The organism is Bradyrhizobium sp. Ses1, from assembly GCF_059512365.1.
This window is the reverse complement of record NZ_JCAMOQ010000090.1, coordinates 1-15887: the sequence shown is the minus strand read 5'-3', so window position 1 is coordinate 15887 and position 15887 is coordinate 1. Positions and strand designations below refer to the sequence as shown.

The window sequence follows — 15887 nt, the reverse complement described above, 5'->3', positions numbered from 1 at the left end:
AAGGTGGACTTCTCTTGCTTCGGGGATCATCCATATCTTGAATCACGACTCACGATCCAAGAAAAGTGGGTACTAGGCCCTCTTGTCGACTTATGTGAGCCCTGTCGTCATGATTGGTAAAGTATCACCGATCGCGCTCCACGACGATCCGCAACCTCTCTGACCGCAGGTACTGACTAAAGTCGCAGCCTAATAGGAGACCGTGCAGCGTCTATTGCCGTGACATCCTTAAATAGATCAACTAATGAACTACGCGCGACGCGCCCACGATTGGCAACCGAAGCAGTTTCGGATTTCCACCAGTGGCTCGGGCGGTGAGAATGCAATGGGTGCTCGAAAACGGTACCAAGGTGATCGCGTTACTCTCGTTCTCTCGTTGCTTTCACGAATGGGGCTATTTCAGCATCATCGGTCCAAACTTTCGAACGCTGCTATCAGCGCATGACTACATCACTGACGCAATCGAGTGGATGCCAGCCTTTGCATTCACGTTTGGAACGATCTCCGTCATTTCTTACGCAACGAGCTCGGTGGTTCACGAATTACCTGAGGGTGGCTTTCGCGATCAGAAGCAGAGAGCTTTTAGGCGTATTGTTTCAAGTATCTTGCGTAGTCCTGGCAGGAAGCCTCTTCGGCTTCGGCCGGCGCCGATCACTGGCATAATACCCGCCTACGGCACAAGACGCGTAACAATACGTCGTAGTATAGAGCAGCCGGGTTAGGGGGCGCGTTCGGCCAGTCATGGTGACAGAGTGCGATGCTACGATGATACCGAAGACGACCATTCGGCGGGAGCGATAATGCGCTCCTACAGTGCGATCATTCCCAAGACAAAAGCGTTCGATTTCCTCAAAGATGTCTATGAACTAGGTGAGCGGGAGGTGGAGGTCGAGAAAATGATCAATCAACTGTGCTCGTGAAGCCGGAATCCACCTGGGATCGGCCGTACGGCCAAAGCGTCAAGGCCTATGCGTCTAAGCTCCCTCTCGGCGGGGGCTGTTCGACAGACACGTGCCCCTCTCGAAAACAACAGCGAAGCGCTCCCATGCTTTACGATATAGCTGAACGCCTTGGCCTCGTCTTGGGAGAGCTCAAGGGCTCCCGCACATAAACCCAAGCGACCTGGACGAAGCGCGTCAGACGGGATGTGTGTCGAAATCCGACCCGCCGGTAATCGACACCTCCGTTCTTAGCCAAGCTCATCCACAACGCCATTCGATGCGCGGCAAAGTCTTGCCGACGCTCCAAGAAGGGCGGTGGCGATGCCTTATGTCGAAGCAGGTGGAATAAGGCTTTATTTCGAGGAATACGGGCGGGGCTATCCAATCATTTTCGTTCATGAATTCGAATCTGACCTGCACAGCTGGGAAGCGCAGATCCGTTATTTTTCGCGTACCTATAGGTGCATCGCCTACAACGCGCGTGGATATCCGCCGAGCGACGTTCCTGATGATCCTGCCATATATGGCTGGGATGTCGCGGTGGAGGATATCGGCATTGTCATGCGCGATCTCTCGATCGGCCAAGCCCACGTGGTCGGATCAAGCATGGGCGCCTATGCTGCTCTGCTGTTCGGGTTGCGCTACCGCGCAGCGAGCAGCGCGATTGTCGCAGCCGGAGCAGGGGCGGGATCTCCAGCCTCGGATCGCGAAAGGTGGCTGAAGAACACCTCTGTTCTCGCGCGCGCGTTGGCGGCGCGCGGTGTCGTTGCCATGGCAGAGAAAATGGCGCGCCACTCCACGCGAATTCAACTGAAACACAAGGATCCGAAGGGCTGGCAGGAATTTGTAGACCGGCTCAAGCAGCATTCGGCGCAGGGGATGTCGAATACGTTGCTCCGGTGCCAAGCCGTGCGACCGTCTTTGTACGATTTCCGCAATGAATTTTCACGGATGACGGTCCCGGTGCTGCTCGCCGTGGGTGACGAAGACAAGCCGTGTGTAGAAACCGGCTTGATGCTCAAATCCACAATTCCCGCCGCCGGCATTTGGGTGTGCCCCAATACGGGTCATGCCATCCATCTCGAAGAACCTGCGGCCTTTAACGCACAAGTCGAAGCTTTCTTCGGCGCCGTCGAGAGAGGCAGCTGGGGTCATCTCGATCCGCGGAAACAGTCCTTGGAACACGAGACGTCAACGGCCGCTCGATTGGATTTCGACGGAGCGCTTCCATGAAGCCGTGGATCCGCGTCCATCTTTCCGATCCCGTCGCCGCGCGGCTCGCAGTCGCAGCGCAACGTCCCGGAGCGACCAAATCGGCGATCATTGAGGCTGCGCTCGCTCAGTTCTTCGATGCTGATCGTGACATTGAGGAGGCCTCGCTTGATGGCCGGCTGAGCGCCATCCAGCGGAACCTCGAACACCTTCATCAGGATCTGCGCATTGTGAGGGAGACTGTTGCGCTTCAGGCTCGATTTCTTCTCGCCGTTACGCCCCCGCTCGCAGCTGCCGAACAACCTGCTGCCTGCACCCTGGGACTGACGCGCTTTGAGGAATTTGCCGCACAAGTGACAAGGCGGGTCCATCTAAGAACGTCGCTCATCCAGGAAACAATCGAGCGGGTGAATTCGACTGATCCGGACCATGTTGCAATACAACCGGTGAGGCAAGAAGGGGCAACGCGCTCCACACACCCGCAACCAAAGGGTGATGCGCCGACTGTCGCCTGCAACAAACCACAACGTCCACCGGCAACCCGAGATGCAGCTTGCGAGTGCGGACCCGACACAAGGGCAGAGCGAACAATGGTTGGCCCGATACTGCGGCCAGTTCTGGCGACAGGGCCGCAGCGGCCACGAGCCTTCGTGCCAGATCGGCTGTTAGTTTTGCGCGTATTCCTGCCCTTCGTCGCAGCTTACTACCTTTCTTTTCTCTTTCGTACTATCAACGCGACCATAGCTGCACCACTGAGCTATGAGTTTGGCCTGGGTGCCGACGACCTCGGCCTCCTGACGTCCATCTACTTCCTGACCTTCGCGCTCGCCCAGATTCCTATCGGAGTGTTGTTGGACCGATACGGTCCACGGAGAATCCAGAGTGTTGTGCTGATGGCAGCAGCCGCCGGGGCAGCGCTATTTGCCATGTCCGACAACTTTTTGCTTCTCCTTCTCGGCCGGGCGTTAATTGGCTTCGGCGCTTCCGCGGCATTGACAGCCGGATTGAAGGCCGTCGTTTTCTGGTTTCCCACCGAGCGGGTCCCGCTGCTTAATGGCCTGATGATCATGCTGGGTGCCTTAGGCGCCGTGACGGCAACGTTGCCAGCCGAATACCTGGTCGTTTCGATCGGGTGGCGGGGCCTCTTCGAACTCCTAGCCATCGCATCCGTTGGATGCGCCCTTGCAATCTTCCTTCTGGTGCCAAAGGGTAGGTGGTCATCGGCAGCGAACGGGGCCAGCAGCGGACTGCGAATGATTTATACAGATCCTCGCTTCTGGAGTTTGGCGCCGCTCTCTGCGACCTGCGTTGGTACGGCCTGGGCGCTACAGGGACTGTGGGCTGCCCAGTGGTTCTCCGATGTCGAGGGCCTCGACCGAGCGGAATTGCTTGGCCATCTCTTTGTCATGGCGATCGCATCGAGTGTGGGCGCCCTGGTTCTAGGTGTTGCGGCTCAAAAGCTTCGTCGATACGGGATAGGTCCACGAGCGCTCTTGGGGTGCGTCGCAGTTCTATTCTTCCTAGCCCAGTTGGCAGTCGTCCTGCGAGTACCTGTACCATCATCTGTTCCGTGGATGATTGTCGCTGCCGGTGGCGCGGCGACCGTCCTTAGCTACGCGGTTTTGGCCGAGTGTTTCCCAAAAGAGCTTGCTGGACGTGCCAGCGCGGCGCTCAACCTCTTTCACATCGGTTGGGCTTTTCTGGTGCAGTGTCTGATCGGCTTGGTGGTTCAGCACTGGACGCCTCAGCAGGGCCACTACCCAGAAGTGGCTTACCAGACCGCCTTCGCAGTAAACCTTGCCATTCAGATCGGAGCATGGTCCTGGTTGATTATCGGCGAGAAATATCCTTCAGCTGGCGCAACTGGTGGCTGACATTCAGTTCAGCGGCAGCTTCACGCTTCAACGCCTGACAACGCGCAAAAGACACGACGAGCGATGAAAGTTGGAAGCTTCGCGCATGCCTTGGCGTTAGTTAGGTCCTCTACGATCTAAAGAACTGATACTTTCAAGATACGGAAAGGCTGTTCATGCGGGCGATTGAAACGCTTCACGGAAATCGACAACAAGATTGATGGCAAGAGAGTCTCTGGCTCTCGCAGGCAAGCGTTCGCACCGCCTTTCCGAGTTTACGAAAGCCTGCCCGAATGGATCGCCATCGAATGACGCCGGCAGGTCCACCGGCAGCTGGAGGGCGTGGCCTCAACCCTGGCCCGAAGTCGCGAGCAGCGGCGGTCCTATAATCAAGCGGCGCCTTCGGGATTAGATCACGCATTACCGTGCCGAACAGGGCGGAGTTGGACGAACGGCCGCATTCACACACTCATCTCGCCGCAGACTTGACGTGCCATCTACTGGCGGAAAGTGAACTCACTTAGCGCGAGCATCGATGCTTCGCATCGACCGCGCAGGCACGGTGCTGGTCCAGATTGCAAGGCGCACAGTCGTCTTTCATTAAGAACGCGCGGCGCAAACTCGGTGCAGCATCCGCCGTCCAATGCGTCGCCCACGTCCTAGCCACGCGGCTTGTTGTGCTCACGATCCAAAGCCTCCCTTCTCGCGAGATGCCCAAGGAACCCGTGCTCGTGAAAGCGGGGCATGTTGTGTTTTGTCCAAAAAGTCCAACGTAATCAAGCTGAACAGGGGGTACCTGTAAAATATTACAGGAGATTAGCAACTCTCTTTCTGCTTTTGAGGTCTCCCGAATAATTTCAGGAGGTCGTAATGCAGGCCATCGCACTTCACTCCTCTCAATTTGGTCGTCATCTGGAGTTGCTCGCGGCGATGTATCGGCTGCGGCGTCGTGTCTTCAAGGAAAGGCTGGACTGGTCGGTGTCGGCCTCGGATCAATTCGAGCTCGATCTATATGATACTCTCGGGCCGACTTATCTCATTCTGGTGGCAGACGCTGGAGAGCCGGTTGGTTCGGTTCGCCTGCTTCCGACAACCGGGCCAACCATGTTGGCCGACACCTTTCCCGCTCTCCTCGGTGGGACGCAAGCGCCGTGCGAGGAAAGAGTTCTCGAAAGCTCGCGCTTTTGCGTCGACACCAGGCTTGTTGCCGACCAGGCGGCTAATAATCTCAACCGCGCAACGTTTATCCTCTTCGCCGCCATGATGGAGGCGGCACGCGGGGCGCGCGCCGACAGCATCGTGACAGTCACTGATACACGTATGGAGCGCATTCTCCGCCGAGCGGACTGGCCATTGAGGCGGATCGCTGCTCCGCAGCAGGTCGGATCCACTATGGCGGTCGCCGGCTTTCTCGACATATCCCAACAAACGCTTCACAGGATGTACGAACGAGCCGACATCAATGGCCCCGTGCTTGTGTCACCGGCTCCAGCTAACGCGGCCGCCTGATCCCTCGTGAGCAGCGTCCAACAAAGGTCATCAGATGCTCGCAGACCCACGACATAGTCGGGTGGTTTTGATCAATCTGACGCGCGGCGGAACGCCGGCTTCGGCCAGTCTTGCCGCGCGGCACGTCAGTTTCTCATTGCTGCAGACAGGCCTGGAGATATTTGCCGTCCCGTCGACCCTCATCGGTGAATGCGAGCCATTTGGGATTAATGGTGGTCAACAACTCGTCAAATCCATGACGCAGCTGGACGTTGACGCCTTTTCCATTTGGCGCGACCAACGGTTTACAGACAATCTGGCTTCATGCGAAACCGGAATTATTTTCTTCGCAGGAAGTTGGCTCGAAGAGGAGATATTCATTGCCGCACTGCAGGCGGCTGAGCGCGGATATGATGTACGCTTGCTATCGGACCTGATCGCTGTGCGTACTGGCGCGGACCGATCACTCGTTTTCGATCGGCTGGCGCTTCATGGCATCTTGGCGACCACGTTGCGCCAGACGCTGCTGGAATGGGCGGTATGTCTGCACAATCCGCTTTTGATGCAAAAAGTGCAGCAGCTTCTATCGTGAGCTGGATCGTCGGGCTCTTGAGGCGGGGCCACCCTGGTTCTCGTGAACCGGCACCCGGGGCTCCATATCGCATCACCCGATCCGCTGAGAGACCGTCGGCTTGGCGGATGCGCCTGGTGGTGCCTGAACCGGACCAGTTTCTTTAGCTCCCCTTGGTCGCTTCGGAGAGCAGGTGCGAGTCTGTTCGCGGTAGGTTCATACCTTTCATCACAAACCACCAGAACGCTATCATGGCGCAGACGGAAGCTGCCGTCAGCACGGCGAAGATTGTGGGCTCAAGACCAGGCAGGATCGTGGCGCGTCCTTCACAGACGATCGAGGAAGCCTTTTGCGTGACCTCGCTACAGATGTTCGCAGGATTGTCCAACGACGTCAGAGCCCGCCAATCCCAAATTCCGCCCGGAATACGCACCGGCTGCGGGTCGGTCGTGACAAGTTGAGCGCGGGCCGCGACTCGCCAGAAATGGATCAGCGTCAGGGCTGGAATAAGCGACAATAAAACCAGCATCGCTGCTTGGTAGACTTTGGCTTCGACCTTCGTCATGTCGAGCTGCTCGAAGCCGACCAATGGAATGCGGTCGGCCCAACGAGGCCCATTTCGCCGTGCGAATACGATGCCGATTAAAGACGCAAACAGCAGCAGAAAGGAACAGATTGGAATCGCCAGAAAGCCCGCCGGCACACGCGACTTCACAATGAGCGTCGCGCCAAAAATGGTTTCTCCTCCTTGCGTCACGAGATACGAGTTTAAGGCATAGTAGAGAAGGAACAGACTGACGATGGACCAGACCTTACTCATTTGGGACGATGTCATGGCGGCCTACTTGTTCATCATGTCGAGAAGGGAATTGAAGGTCTCGCTGGTCATGCGTGCGTTGCCATGCGCTCGGATCAGCAGGGCGCCGCCGTCACTTGCGAACGACGCACCGGTAATCGAACCGTCGAGACCTGGAAAGCTCGGCAGCTTGGCGCGCGCCTCTTCCGCACTGAGGGCGTTCCCCAAGGCATTGGCTACTGAGGCGTTGATGTCGCCAGCGAAGAGTCGGATTGCTTCTTGAGTTAGAGCACTGCCAGCTTTGACCGTGACAGGCCCGACGAGTTCAAGGCCGAGCTGTTTTCCATCGATAACGGCGACGCGCACCGTGGCGGTGATTGATACGCTGTCACGCGGGCCTTCGGTTTTCACCGTCATACCTGCGGGCTTGGCGCACACCCAGGCCGTCACATGGCCCTTGATCGCGACAACGGCTGTGTCCCCGTCTGCTGCGATCGAGGCTTCATCGATACTATTGACGACCGGATTGATACCCTGTCTGTCACAGTTCCCGCGGGGTACGGGCAGGGCGCGGGCAATCTGCAGTGCGTTCTCCTGGAGGCCCTTCAGGCTCCCTTCCGCGCCGAGTTGCAGCACAACAGCATCGCCTTCAGTTTTCATATCGAAGGCGATTGTGACTGGGACATCGACTTGTATCCCTAGCACTTTTACCGGAAAGGTCCTTGGCTTGAGCGTCACGGCGCGAACATTGGCGGCCGAGAGCGTTACAATCCCCACTGCTAGCGCGATCTTGCCGGCAAACCCGGCTCTTCTAGAGGCGACCGACATAGTTCGCCTTCTCCCATTTCAACTCAATATCATCAGCGACGTATTTCGGCGCCTGCCTCGTGCTATGATCGAAGCAATGCTTGAAATCCACGTGAACGCGCATGTTCTCCGGACGATAGTCCTCCATTCGGTCGTACAGCAGGACTGGTCCCGCCTCGAATCGCTGGTAGACGGATGTATGCATGGGTGAGGTGGACACGCCGGTCTCGGCGTCCACTGGGAGACGACGCAGACCGGCCTTCAGAAAGCCATCGGCCTGTTCGTTGTGTTGGGGACCTCTCGGATCCGGCGAAAGCCGCAGAACGCTGCCATCATGCTTGAGACCATCTGGAATTAAGGACGCGCCCGCGACCATCCATCTGAGAGCCACATCCGATAACCTGGCTTCGTTTTCCAGGGAGCCACCGCCGATGTCGGCGTGCACGCCCGGAAACCACACCTGCTCGAAATACAGGTTGCCGTGCGCGTCTCGTTCGTCCTCCTTCTCCGCAGTCGGTGACCAGCTGACGCGCTTGAAATCGGCGCGATTCTCATCAATCGAAATCGCGTGCTTGGCATAGCCGACATTCCGATTCATTGTGGTGTCGTAAAACTTGTGCTTGGGGGGCGCCAAGTGCAGCGTCCGCAGCCGCTTGAAAAAGCCATAGCCCGGCAGGGGTGGCGCGATCTTGAGATAGTTCGTAAGAAAGGCGATCAGCGCAGTCGCGAGGCCCATGTAGCCAAGAACCCAGGCGCCCCATCCGGCCCAGGGAAAGACGCTGCCGAGCCAGTGCAGGGCGATCAATAGGGCAATGCCAAGCGCCACGAGCGCTGGGCCGAGGTATTTGTGGCCGAGAGCGGCAACCGTGTCGAAGACGCCGATGAAATACGGAAACACATTGGCCTGTTCGACGGCGTCCACGGTCTGCGAACTCCCGTATTGGCGCCTGAACTCCGCTGCTATGGCGTCGCGCGTCTCCAGCAGGAATTGACGGTAGCCGCTGGGGTCCTTTCGGCTGTAGGACGGGCAGAACTGATAGACATGCTTGACCGCATGCTCGGCGAGCTTGTGGATGCTCTTCGGGTCACGCCGCAGGGGAGAGCCGTCAGGCAGATGTCGCGGGATGCCGCAATAGGCCATCACACCTGCGACCGAGCGCACCGTGTAGGCCCCGCGGCTGAAGCCGATTAAATAGATGCGATCACCTTCCTCGTAGAGCCCGATGATCGCCGCGTAGCAATCGACGATGTTCCTGGTGATGCCGAGCCCTGTCGCCTTGCTGGCGAGGTTATAGAGCCATCTCATCCAGCCGATCTTGAAATGGCCGCCGTCGGAGGCCGAGCCGAGACCGGGATCGTAAAAGGCGACCTGCTCTGATGGTTCGATCTTGGTGTCGGGGCCTACGCGGCAAGCCCGGTAGAGCTTATAGACGTTGGTGCGTGCTTCATCGAAATTGATGCCGCCGGCCTGACCAGTGCCGTCGGAGAAGATGACGATATTCTTCGGCATTGCACGCTATCCCCTAAAGTGCGCGTCAACGAACAGTTCATATCATGGATTGTGCAGGGGAGAATGTGAGCTGGTTTACTTTCGGAGTTGTCGCCGCGACGAGACAGGATCATCTGGATCATGGAGTGGCAATCACGCTTGCGGTTCTCAAATACGAAAGCGAGGAGGCAGCCGAAGAGTCTTGGCCTGGCTGTTCGGGCGGCGCTCAGGCAATGCGTGCCGTCAACTAAGCGCGAGCCGGTCACGTCGGGCTTCGCCATTAGAGATTCTGCCACCGATCGCCCAACACCACTTTCAACTCATGTGCGCATTTCTTGCGAGGATGGGGCAAGATGGATTGGTTGGGATCCTGCTTTCAAGCTGAGCATGCGTGTGAGAAGATACATTTCGGATGGCGCGGAGCAGGATCGATCACCTTCAATCATCGCGCTACTTGCGGCACTAACTGGTTTCGTTTGGAATGTCGCTCCAAACCGACGTGATGCATCAGATCGGACATCGAAGCACTTCGATTACATCGGCCGCGGTCTTGACGAGAAGCGATGCCGGCCGCGATGTTGGAGAATCTTGCGTTTGCATACGATGCTTCGGAACAGAGCCGAGGACATCGGGAGTCCTTGGGACGCGCCGTGTATGCAAGGCCATAAGCGTCTCGTGGCGAGGAAGCGACGGCACTCGACTGTGCCGATTGCTAAGTAACGGCAGAAGGCTAATCTGATTGCCAGACGAGGCGAATTGGCCGCGGTAGCTGCGGCGCATGACGATCTTAACCGGCCGATGCACTATTTAGATAATGCTGTCACCGAACCGCTTTCTGAATTTGGTGGCGGGTTCAACAGGAGATCGATCGGGCGCGGGGCAAGTCAGCTGCGAGATCGAACAAGCGGTGGCGGCACTGGAGCCCCTCCGGCCGCGGGCTATGCCAGGCAACGACCGCCTCACCCCCGGCCACCGGAGTTTTGTGATGCGACAACAGTGTTGCCTGAGGGCCGCTCCGCGAAGGATCAGCAGCATGTGGCGAGTAAGGGTCAACTCGGGGTCATTGACTGGGGGCCGGCTGGTCTCATCACGGTTATTTCTGAGGGCAACGCCCTGATTCGGTAACTAAAGCCCGCTTGCCCTGTGGGATACGTTACCGGATCATTTCTTGGCTCTGAGAGTCGTATACGATTCATTTTGATTTTTCCCATCTGATATGTTTTCGTATCATTGTGCCCCATGTGATCCGAGAACGTATCATGACCTCTACCGCACCGCTCAAAGAGCTCGGGCTGCGCTTCCGAAAGGCACGGTTGGCCGCCGGCTTGTCGCAGGAGCAAGTCGCCCAGCGGGCCAACATCAGCAGGCCCCGATATCGGGACATCGAAACCGGTGCTGCCGCCGCCCGTGCAACGACGCTCGTCAACGTCGCCCGCGCTCTTGGCATGGAAATGATGTTGATCCCGCAGGCGATGGTGCCCGCTATTCAATCCATGCTGGAACCCGCCGACGACGGTGATGATCGCCCCGCATTCACATCAGATGCCGAAGAGGATGAAGGGGCATGAGTCAAACGGCTTTCGCTGCCGAGCGCATCCAGTCGCTCGATATCACGTTGAATAATCTTCCGATCGGGACGCTCGTCCGAACGCCCGGTGACTACAACGCATTCAATCTTTTGCTCAGTTACCGGACGCTGAACAATCCGCCGATCTTCAGCCTTTCGCTTCGCTCAGCAGATGGTGGCCTCCGCCGAGATCCGAAACCCGTGCGGGGCGCGCTGCCACCGTTCTTCGCCAACTTGTTGCCCGAAGAGAAACTGCGCGAGGCGATGGAGAAGCACCATGCAGCGTCCGTAAGGCCGGGAAACGACTTCGATCTCCTGGCCGCGCTGGGGGCCAACCTGCCAGGAGCTGTACGCGCGCTGCCAAGCGATGGCAGTCCTGTTCCGGCCGGTGCGGAGGGGGAGGGCAAGAAGAAGGCACGCTTTTCACTCGCCGGTGTTCAGATGAAGCTTTCCGTTATGAAAAACACAGGAAAAGAAGGGCGGATTGCTCTCGCTGTAGGCGACGAGCAAGGCCACTACATCGCGAAATTTCCATCCCTCACGCACATCGGGCTTTCGGAAAATGAATTTGCAATCCTGGCCTTAGCGGAAGCGCTGGGGATGGAAGTGCCGGCGCGGGAGCTCGTCGACAAGACCGCGTTCGCCGGAATTCCGGAAGAGTTCAACACTATGTCTACGGGCAAGGTACTGCTTGTCCGCCGCTTCGACCGCGGCGCGGACGGAACACGCGTGCATATGGAGGACTTCGCACAGGTCTTCGGCCGTTATCCCTCAGAGAAATATACCAGCGCAGCCTATCATAACATTGCGGTAGCGCTGAACAGCGGCGTCTCCTTCGATTCAGCAATCGAGTTTGTTCGGCGCCTCGCGCTCACCGCGATCACCGGAAACGGCGACATGCATCTGAAGAATTGGTCGCTGGTGTATCCCGGAGACGGACGGACGCCGAAACTGGCACCTGTCTACGACGTACTGTCCACGATTCCCTACATCCCCAAAGACGGCCTGGCCCTGAGCCTCGCCGGCGAAAAGTCATTCAAAGCGCTGACCCCAGAGCGTTGGCGTAACTTCGCGAACCGCAGCCGTCTTCCGGAAGGCGCCGTGCTGACGGCAGTGGCCGAGACTGCGGCGGCCGTACGCGACAGGTGGTCGGTTCTTCCAGAGCGCGATGTTGTACCCGCGCAGGTCCTCGCGCGCATCGACACTCATATCGACGAGATGCTGGCCGTCCTTGACCCTTAGACTTGGCAGATAGGGCAGGTCTTGAAACGACACGTCGTTTGACCCCGACATCAGATAAGTGGTGATTGCCAAATGCGCTCCCTTTAGCCCTGCCCAGGCAGCGATGGTGCGATCTAGAACGAGGTGAGGTTGACAAGCAAGTCAGCCAATACTGCAGAGAAGCAGCGTAAGCCTCTGGATCGTTTTGTCCGAGAGGGTTGCTGACCCACTTCGCGGAACGCTGTTGCATGCGGCTGGTGAGCAACAAAACGCCGAGTTATGAGCGAGACCAAACCCAGCGCAGCATTCAACAGCTGCCGCAGAGGTGCTGCTGAGATTTAGCTGCGAGAGCGGAGCTAACACGAGCTCCGTCGCGTACGGTGCCGGCCGCGAGCAACCCCGATCCCGAATAGACCGTCAATCGAGGACGAACCCCTTGCCCGGCGCGGCTATGTCCCAGCCTTCACGACCGTTACCTTGTGGCAAGCAGTGCCTACAAGCCGCATCTTATTCGGGGCGGTCCCTCCTTCAGCAAAAATGCAGCCAATCCAGGTGCGTTGCCCTCCGCCTCCGGGTCTCCACGCTGTGATCAGCCGCTCGCACCTCGATGCGGCCACCAAAGCCTGGCGTCAATAAACACGCTGTTCACGAAGGAACCCCGGGATCGTCACTAAACCTCTGTTTGATTGCGCAAGGCGAGGCGGGTGTCTACACCCGGCTGGCACGACGATGGAGTGGGATACGGCATGCCCGGCATGCGGTCCTGCTCGCGGCTGGCCAGGTTGTTGGACCGGATGGACAGGACATGCGCTATGGCAAGCCCGAGTTCCGCAACGATGGCTTTGTCGCCTTGGGGCGCAATTCGCTGCGTCAAAACGCCAGCTAACGACAGACATCCTGCATCAAAGAAGAACCACGTGCTGCCTAAACATCTGCGTCGCCTCGAAGCTGAATCGATCGAAATCATGCGTGAAGTGGTCGCCGAGTTCAAAAGGCCGGTCATGCTCTATTCGATCGGAAAAGACTCGAGCGTCATGCTGCACGTCGCCATCAAGGCGTTCTATCCGGCAAAGTTGCCCTTCCCCCTGCTTCACGTCGACACGGCCTGGAAGTTTCGCGAGATGATCACCTTCCGCGATGAGACAGCCAAGCGCCTCGGCGTCGACCTGATCGTCCATGTGAACAAGGAAGGCATCGAGCGCGGGATCAACCCGATCGATTCCGGCTCGGCTCTTCATACGCAGGTGATGAAGACCGATGCCTTAAAGCAAGCGCTCGATCTCTATCGGTTCGATGCTGCGTTTGGTGGAGCACGACGTGACGAGGAAAAGAGCCGCGCAAAAGAACGGATCTTCTCCTTCCGTTCGGCCGGACACGTTTGGGACCCGCGCAACCAGCGACCGGAGCTCTGGAATCTCTTCAACACCCGAATCCGCCAGGGCGAGACCATGCGTGTGTTCGCAATGTCGAACTGGACTGAGCTCGACGTCTGGGAATACATCATGCTCGAGAAGATCCCGGTCGTCCCGCTCTATTTCGCAAAGCAAAGGCCCGTCGTCCGGCGGAGCGGCGCAATGATCATGGTCGACGACAAGCGATTACCGCTTCAGTCGAACGAGAGGCCGGAGATGCGGATGATACGTTTCCGCACGCTGGGATGCTATCCCTTGAGCGGGGCTATCCACTCCGACGCGACCACGATCGAGGACATCGTCGCGGAAATGCAGACCGCGAGGGTATCTGAGCGCCAGGGACGCTTGATCGATACCGATGAAGCCGCTTCGATGGAGAAGAAGAAGCGGGAAGGTTACTTCTGATGGCTTCCAAAGCGACAGCCGAGCTGGTCCAGGCCGGAACGAGGGACCAACTGCGATTCATCACCTGCGGTTCGGTCGACGACGGAAAGTCGACGCTGATCGGCCGGCTGCTGCATGACACCAAGATGATTTACGAGGATCAGCTGACGGCGTTGGCACGCGACAGCGCCAAGCACGGCACCACCGGCAATGAGATCGACTTTGCGCTGGTAGTCGACGGGCTTGAGGCCGAACGGGAGCAGGGCATCACGATTGACGTGGCCTACCGCTTCTTTACCACTCGGCGCCGCTCGTTCATGGTGGCCGACACGCCCGGCCACGAGCAGTACACGCGTAATATGGCAACCGGCGCCTCGAACGCCCAGCTCGCCATCATCCTGATCGATGCCCGCAAGGGTGTGCTGGTCCAGACCAAGCGTCACTCCTTCATCTGTTCGCTGCTCGGTATTCGTCATGTCGTCCTGGCAGTGAACAAAATCGACCTCGTCAACTACAAGAAGGAGAGTTTTGACCGGATCGTCGGTGAGTATGTGGCCTTTGCTGCCGGTCTTGGCTTCACGTCGATCGTTCCTATCCCGATCTCCGCCCGGTACGGCGACAACGTCATCAACCGCTCCGGCAACACCCAGTGGTACCAGGGGCCTTGCCTGCTTGATCATTTGGAGAGCATCGATATCCAGTCCGACACTGGGAGCCAGGCTTTCCGCTTTCCAGTCCAGTGCGTGAATCGGCCCAACCTGGACTTCCGCGGCTATGCCGGGTCGGTGGCTTCCGGGAGCATCTCGGCAGGAGATGAGATCGTTGTCGCAGCGTCTGGACGGACTACACGCGTCAAGCGCATCGTCACCCAGGACGGCGATCTTCCTCGCGCTGAGGCCGGCGATGCCGTCACCATTGTCGTCGAAGACGAGATTGATATCAGCCGCGGCGATCTTCTCGCCCGTCCGGCTGAGCGGCCGGAGGTCGCCGATCAATTCGCCGCTCATCTAATCTGGATGGACAACGACCCGCTCGTTGCTGGACGCAACTACATCCTTCGCATTGGAACTCAGACTGTGGCCGCCGGTCGTATTACTACAATCAAGTATCGGATCGACGTCAACACACGTGAGCACCTGGCAGCCAAGACGCTTAGCCTCAACGAGATCGGATTCTGCAATCTTGCGACCGCAACGCCCACGGCTTTCGATGCTTACGAGGTCAATCGCAAGACCGGTTCATTCATCCTCATCGACCGTTACACCCACCGCACGGTCGGCGCCGGCATGATCGCGTTTCCGCTACGGCGGGCTAGCAATATCGCTTGGCAACCGATTTCAGTGGGTAAGAGAGAGCGGGCGGCGCTCAAGGATCAAAAGCCTTGCATCATCTGGTTCACCGGCCTGTCCGGCGCGGGCAAATCGACAATTGCCAACATCGTCGATCAGAAGCTGTTCGCAATGTCGCGCCACACCATGCTGCTGGACGGCGACAACGTGCGGCACGGATTAAATGGGGACCTCGGCTTCACCGAGGCCGACCGTGTTGAAAATATTCGGCGTGTCGGCGAAGTCGCCAAGTTGATGGCCGACAGCGGTTTGATCGTGATTTGCTCATTCATCTCGCCCTACAGGTCCGAGCGAGATATGGTGCGCAACCTGGTTGCTGAGGAGGAGTTCATCGAAGTCTTTGTGGACACGCCAATCGAAGAATGCGCGCGGCGCGATCCCAAAGGTCTCTATGGAAAGGCGAACTCCGGCAAGATCAAGAACTTCACCGGCGTCGACGCGCCCTACGAAACGCCAATAAGACCGGAAGTTCATCTCAAGACCATGGGGCAGAAGCCCGAGCATCTAGCGCAAGCCGTTGTCGATCTATTGATGGCCCGCGCAATCGTCCGCGGCCGCTAGCGTTTGCCAAATTTGCCGTCCTTGCCGAAACACTCGAGCCGGTGAGCTCCCGCAACTTGCACTATAAAAGAAAGATTCTATCGGCAGAGCTTGCCGTAAGCCCAAAGCAACGCTTCACAGATGGTCGATATAGGGCTCCACATCCCGCCTGATTTCATACTAGTACCCGGAATCAGAGCTGAGTGATACGGCGGCCTTTGAAGCGGCGTTGACGGACCTTTTTCTTGGTCCAGACG

At 58.1% G+C, this 15887-nt stretch carries 12 protein-coding genes; 8 read left to right on the top strand and 4 right to left on the bottom strand.

What is annotated here, in order from left to right; all coding sequences use genetic code 11:
• The first annotated feature begins 1262 nt into the window (after positions 1-1262).
• The 4 genes from AC5ZG5_RS44040 to AC5ZG5_RS44025 all read left to right on the top strand — a co-directional run bounded on the left by AC5ZG5_RS44040 (position 1263) and on the right by AC5ZG5_RS44025 (position 6086).
• Positions 1263-2174 (top strand): alpha/beta fold hydrolase, encoded by a 912-nt coding sequence (locus tag AC5ZG5_RS44040; RefSeq protein ID WP_456646894.1) that lies wholly within the window; start codon positions 1263-1265, stop codon positions 2172-2174.
• A complete protein-coding gene (locus AC5ZG5_RS44035) occupies positions 2171-4027 on the top strand; it encodes an MFS transporter (protein WP_456646893.1) in 1857 nt (618 codons plus the stop codon). Before AC5ZG5_RS44040 ends, AC5ZG5_RS44035 begins: the two co-directional genes overlap by 4 nt.
• Before the next feature lie 849 nt (positions 4028-4876).
• Entirely contained in the window at positions 4877-5515 is a 639-nt protein-coding gene (locus AC5ZG5_RS44030; RefSeq protein ID WP_456646892.1) for an acyl-homoserine-lactone synthase, read from the top strand.
• A 61-nt stretch (positions 5516-5576) separates the two neighbouring features.
• Positions 5577-6086, top strand: a complete 510-nt coding sequence (locus tag AC5ZG5_RS44025) for a cysteine hydrolase family protein (RefSeq protein WP_456646891.1) — start codon at positions 5577-5579, stop codon at positions 6084-6086.
• Between the two features lie 142 nt (positions 6087-6228).
• On the opposite strand, the gene AC5ZG5_RS44020 is transcribed toward AC5ZG5_RS44025, so the two are convergent.
• Genes AC5ZG5_RS44020 through AC5ZG5_RS44010 form a run of 3 tightly spaced genes read right to left on the bottom strand, consistent with a single transcriptional unit; the run spans position 6229 to position 9178 of the window.
• Positions 6229-6885 (bottom strand): hypothetical protein, encoded by a 657-nt coding sequence (locus AC5ZG5_RS44020; RefSeq protein WP_456646890.1) that lies wholly within the window; start codon positions 6883-6885, stop codon positions 6229-6231.
• Positions 6886-6906: 21 nt separating this feature from the next.
• Positions 6907-7689: a hypothetical protein gene (locus AC5ZG5_RS44015; protein ID WP_456646889.1), complete on the bottom strand. Its 783-nt coding sequence runs from the start codon at positions 7687-7689 to the stop codon at positions 6907-6909.
• Complete coding sequence (locus tag AC5ZG5_RS44010) at positions 7673-9178, bottom strand: T6SS phospholipase effector Tle1-like catalytic domain-containing protein (RefSeq protein ID WP_456646888.1); 1506 nt, start codon at positions 9176-9178, stop codon at positions 7673-7675. The genes AC5ZG5_RS44015 and AC5ZG5_RS44010 overlap by 17 nt, the downstream gene beginning before the upstream one ends.
• A gap of 1238 nt (positions 9179-10416) precedes the next feature.
• Between AC5ZG5_RS44010 and AC5ZG5_RS44005 the strand changes: the two genes are divergently transcribed.
• A complete protein-coding gene (locus tag AC5ZG5_RS44005; protein ID WP_456646887.1) occupies positions 10417-10725 on the top strand; it encodes a helix-turn-helix domain-containing protein in 309 nt (102 codons plus the stop codon).
• Positions 10722-11966 (top strand): type II toxin-antitoxin system HipA family toxin, encoded by a 1245-nt coding sequence (locus tag AC5ZG5_RS44000; protein WP_456646886.1) that lies wholly within the window; start codon positions 10722-10724, stop codon positions 11964-11966. The genes AC5ZG5_RS44005 and AC5ZG5_RS44000 overlap by 4 nt, the downstream gene beginning before the upstream one ends.
• A 649-nt stretch (positions 11967-12615) precedes the next feature.
• Here AC5ZG5_RS44000 and AC5ZG5_RS43995 read toward each other — a convergent pair.
• Complete coding sequence (locus AC5ZG5_RS43995; RefSeq protein WP_496165537.1) at positions 12616-12948, bottom strand: hypothetical protein; 333 nt, start codon at positions 12946-12948, stop codon at positions 12616-12618.
• Between AC5ZG5_RS43995 and cysD the strand changes: the two genes are divergently transcribed.
• Positions 12863-13762 (top strand): sulfate adenylyltransferase subunit CysD, encoded by a 900-nt coding sequence (cysD, locus tag AC5ZG5_RS43990; protein WP_456646885.1) that lies wholly within the window; start codon positions 12863-12865, stop codon positions 13760-13762. The two genes, AC5ZG5_RS43995 and cysD, sit on opposite strands and share 86 nt — an antisense overlap.
• Positions 13762-15651: a sulfate adenylyltransferase subunit CysN gene (gene cysN, locus AC5ZG5_RS43985; protein WP_456646884.1), complete on the top strand. Its 1890-nt coding sequence runs from the start codon at positions 13762-13764 to the stop codon at positions 15649-15651. The genes cysD and cysN overlap by 1 nt, the downstream gene beginning before the upstream one ends.
• The last annotated feature ends 236 nt before the right edge of the window (positions 15652-15887 follow it).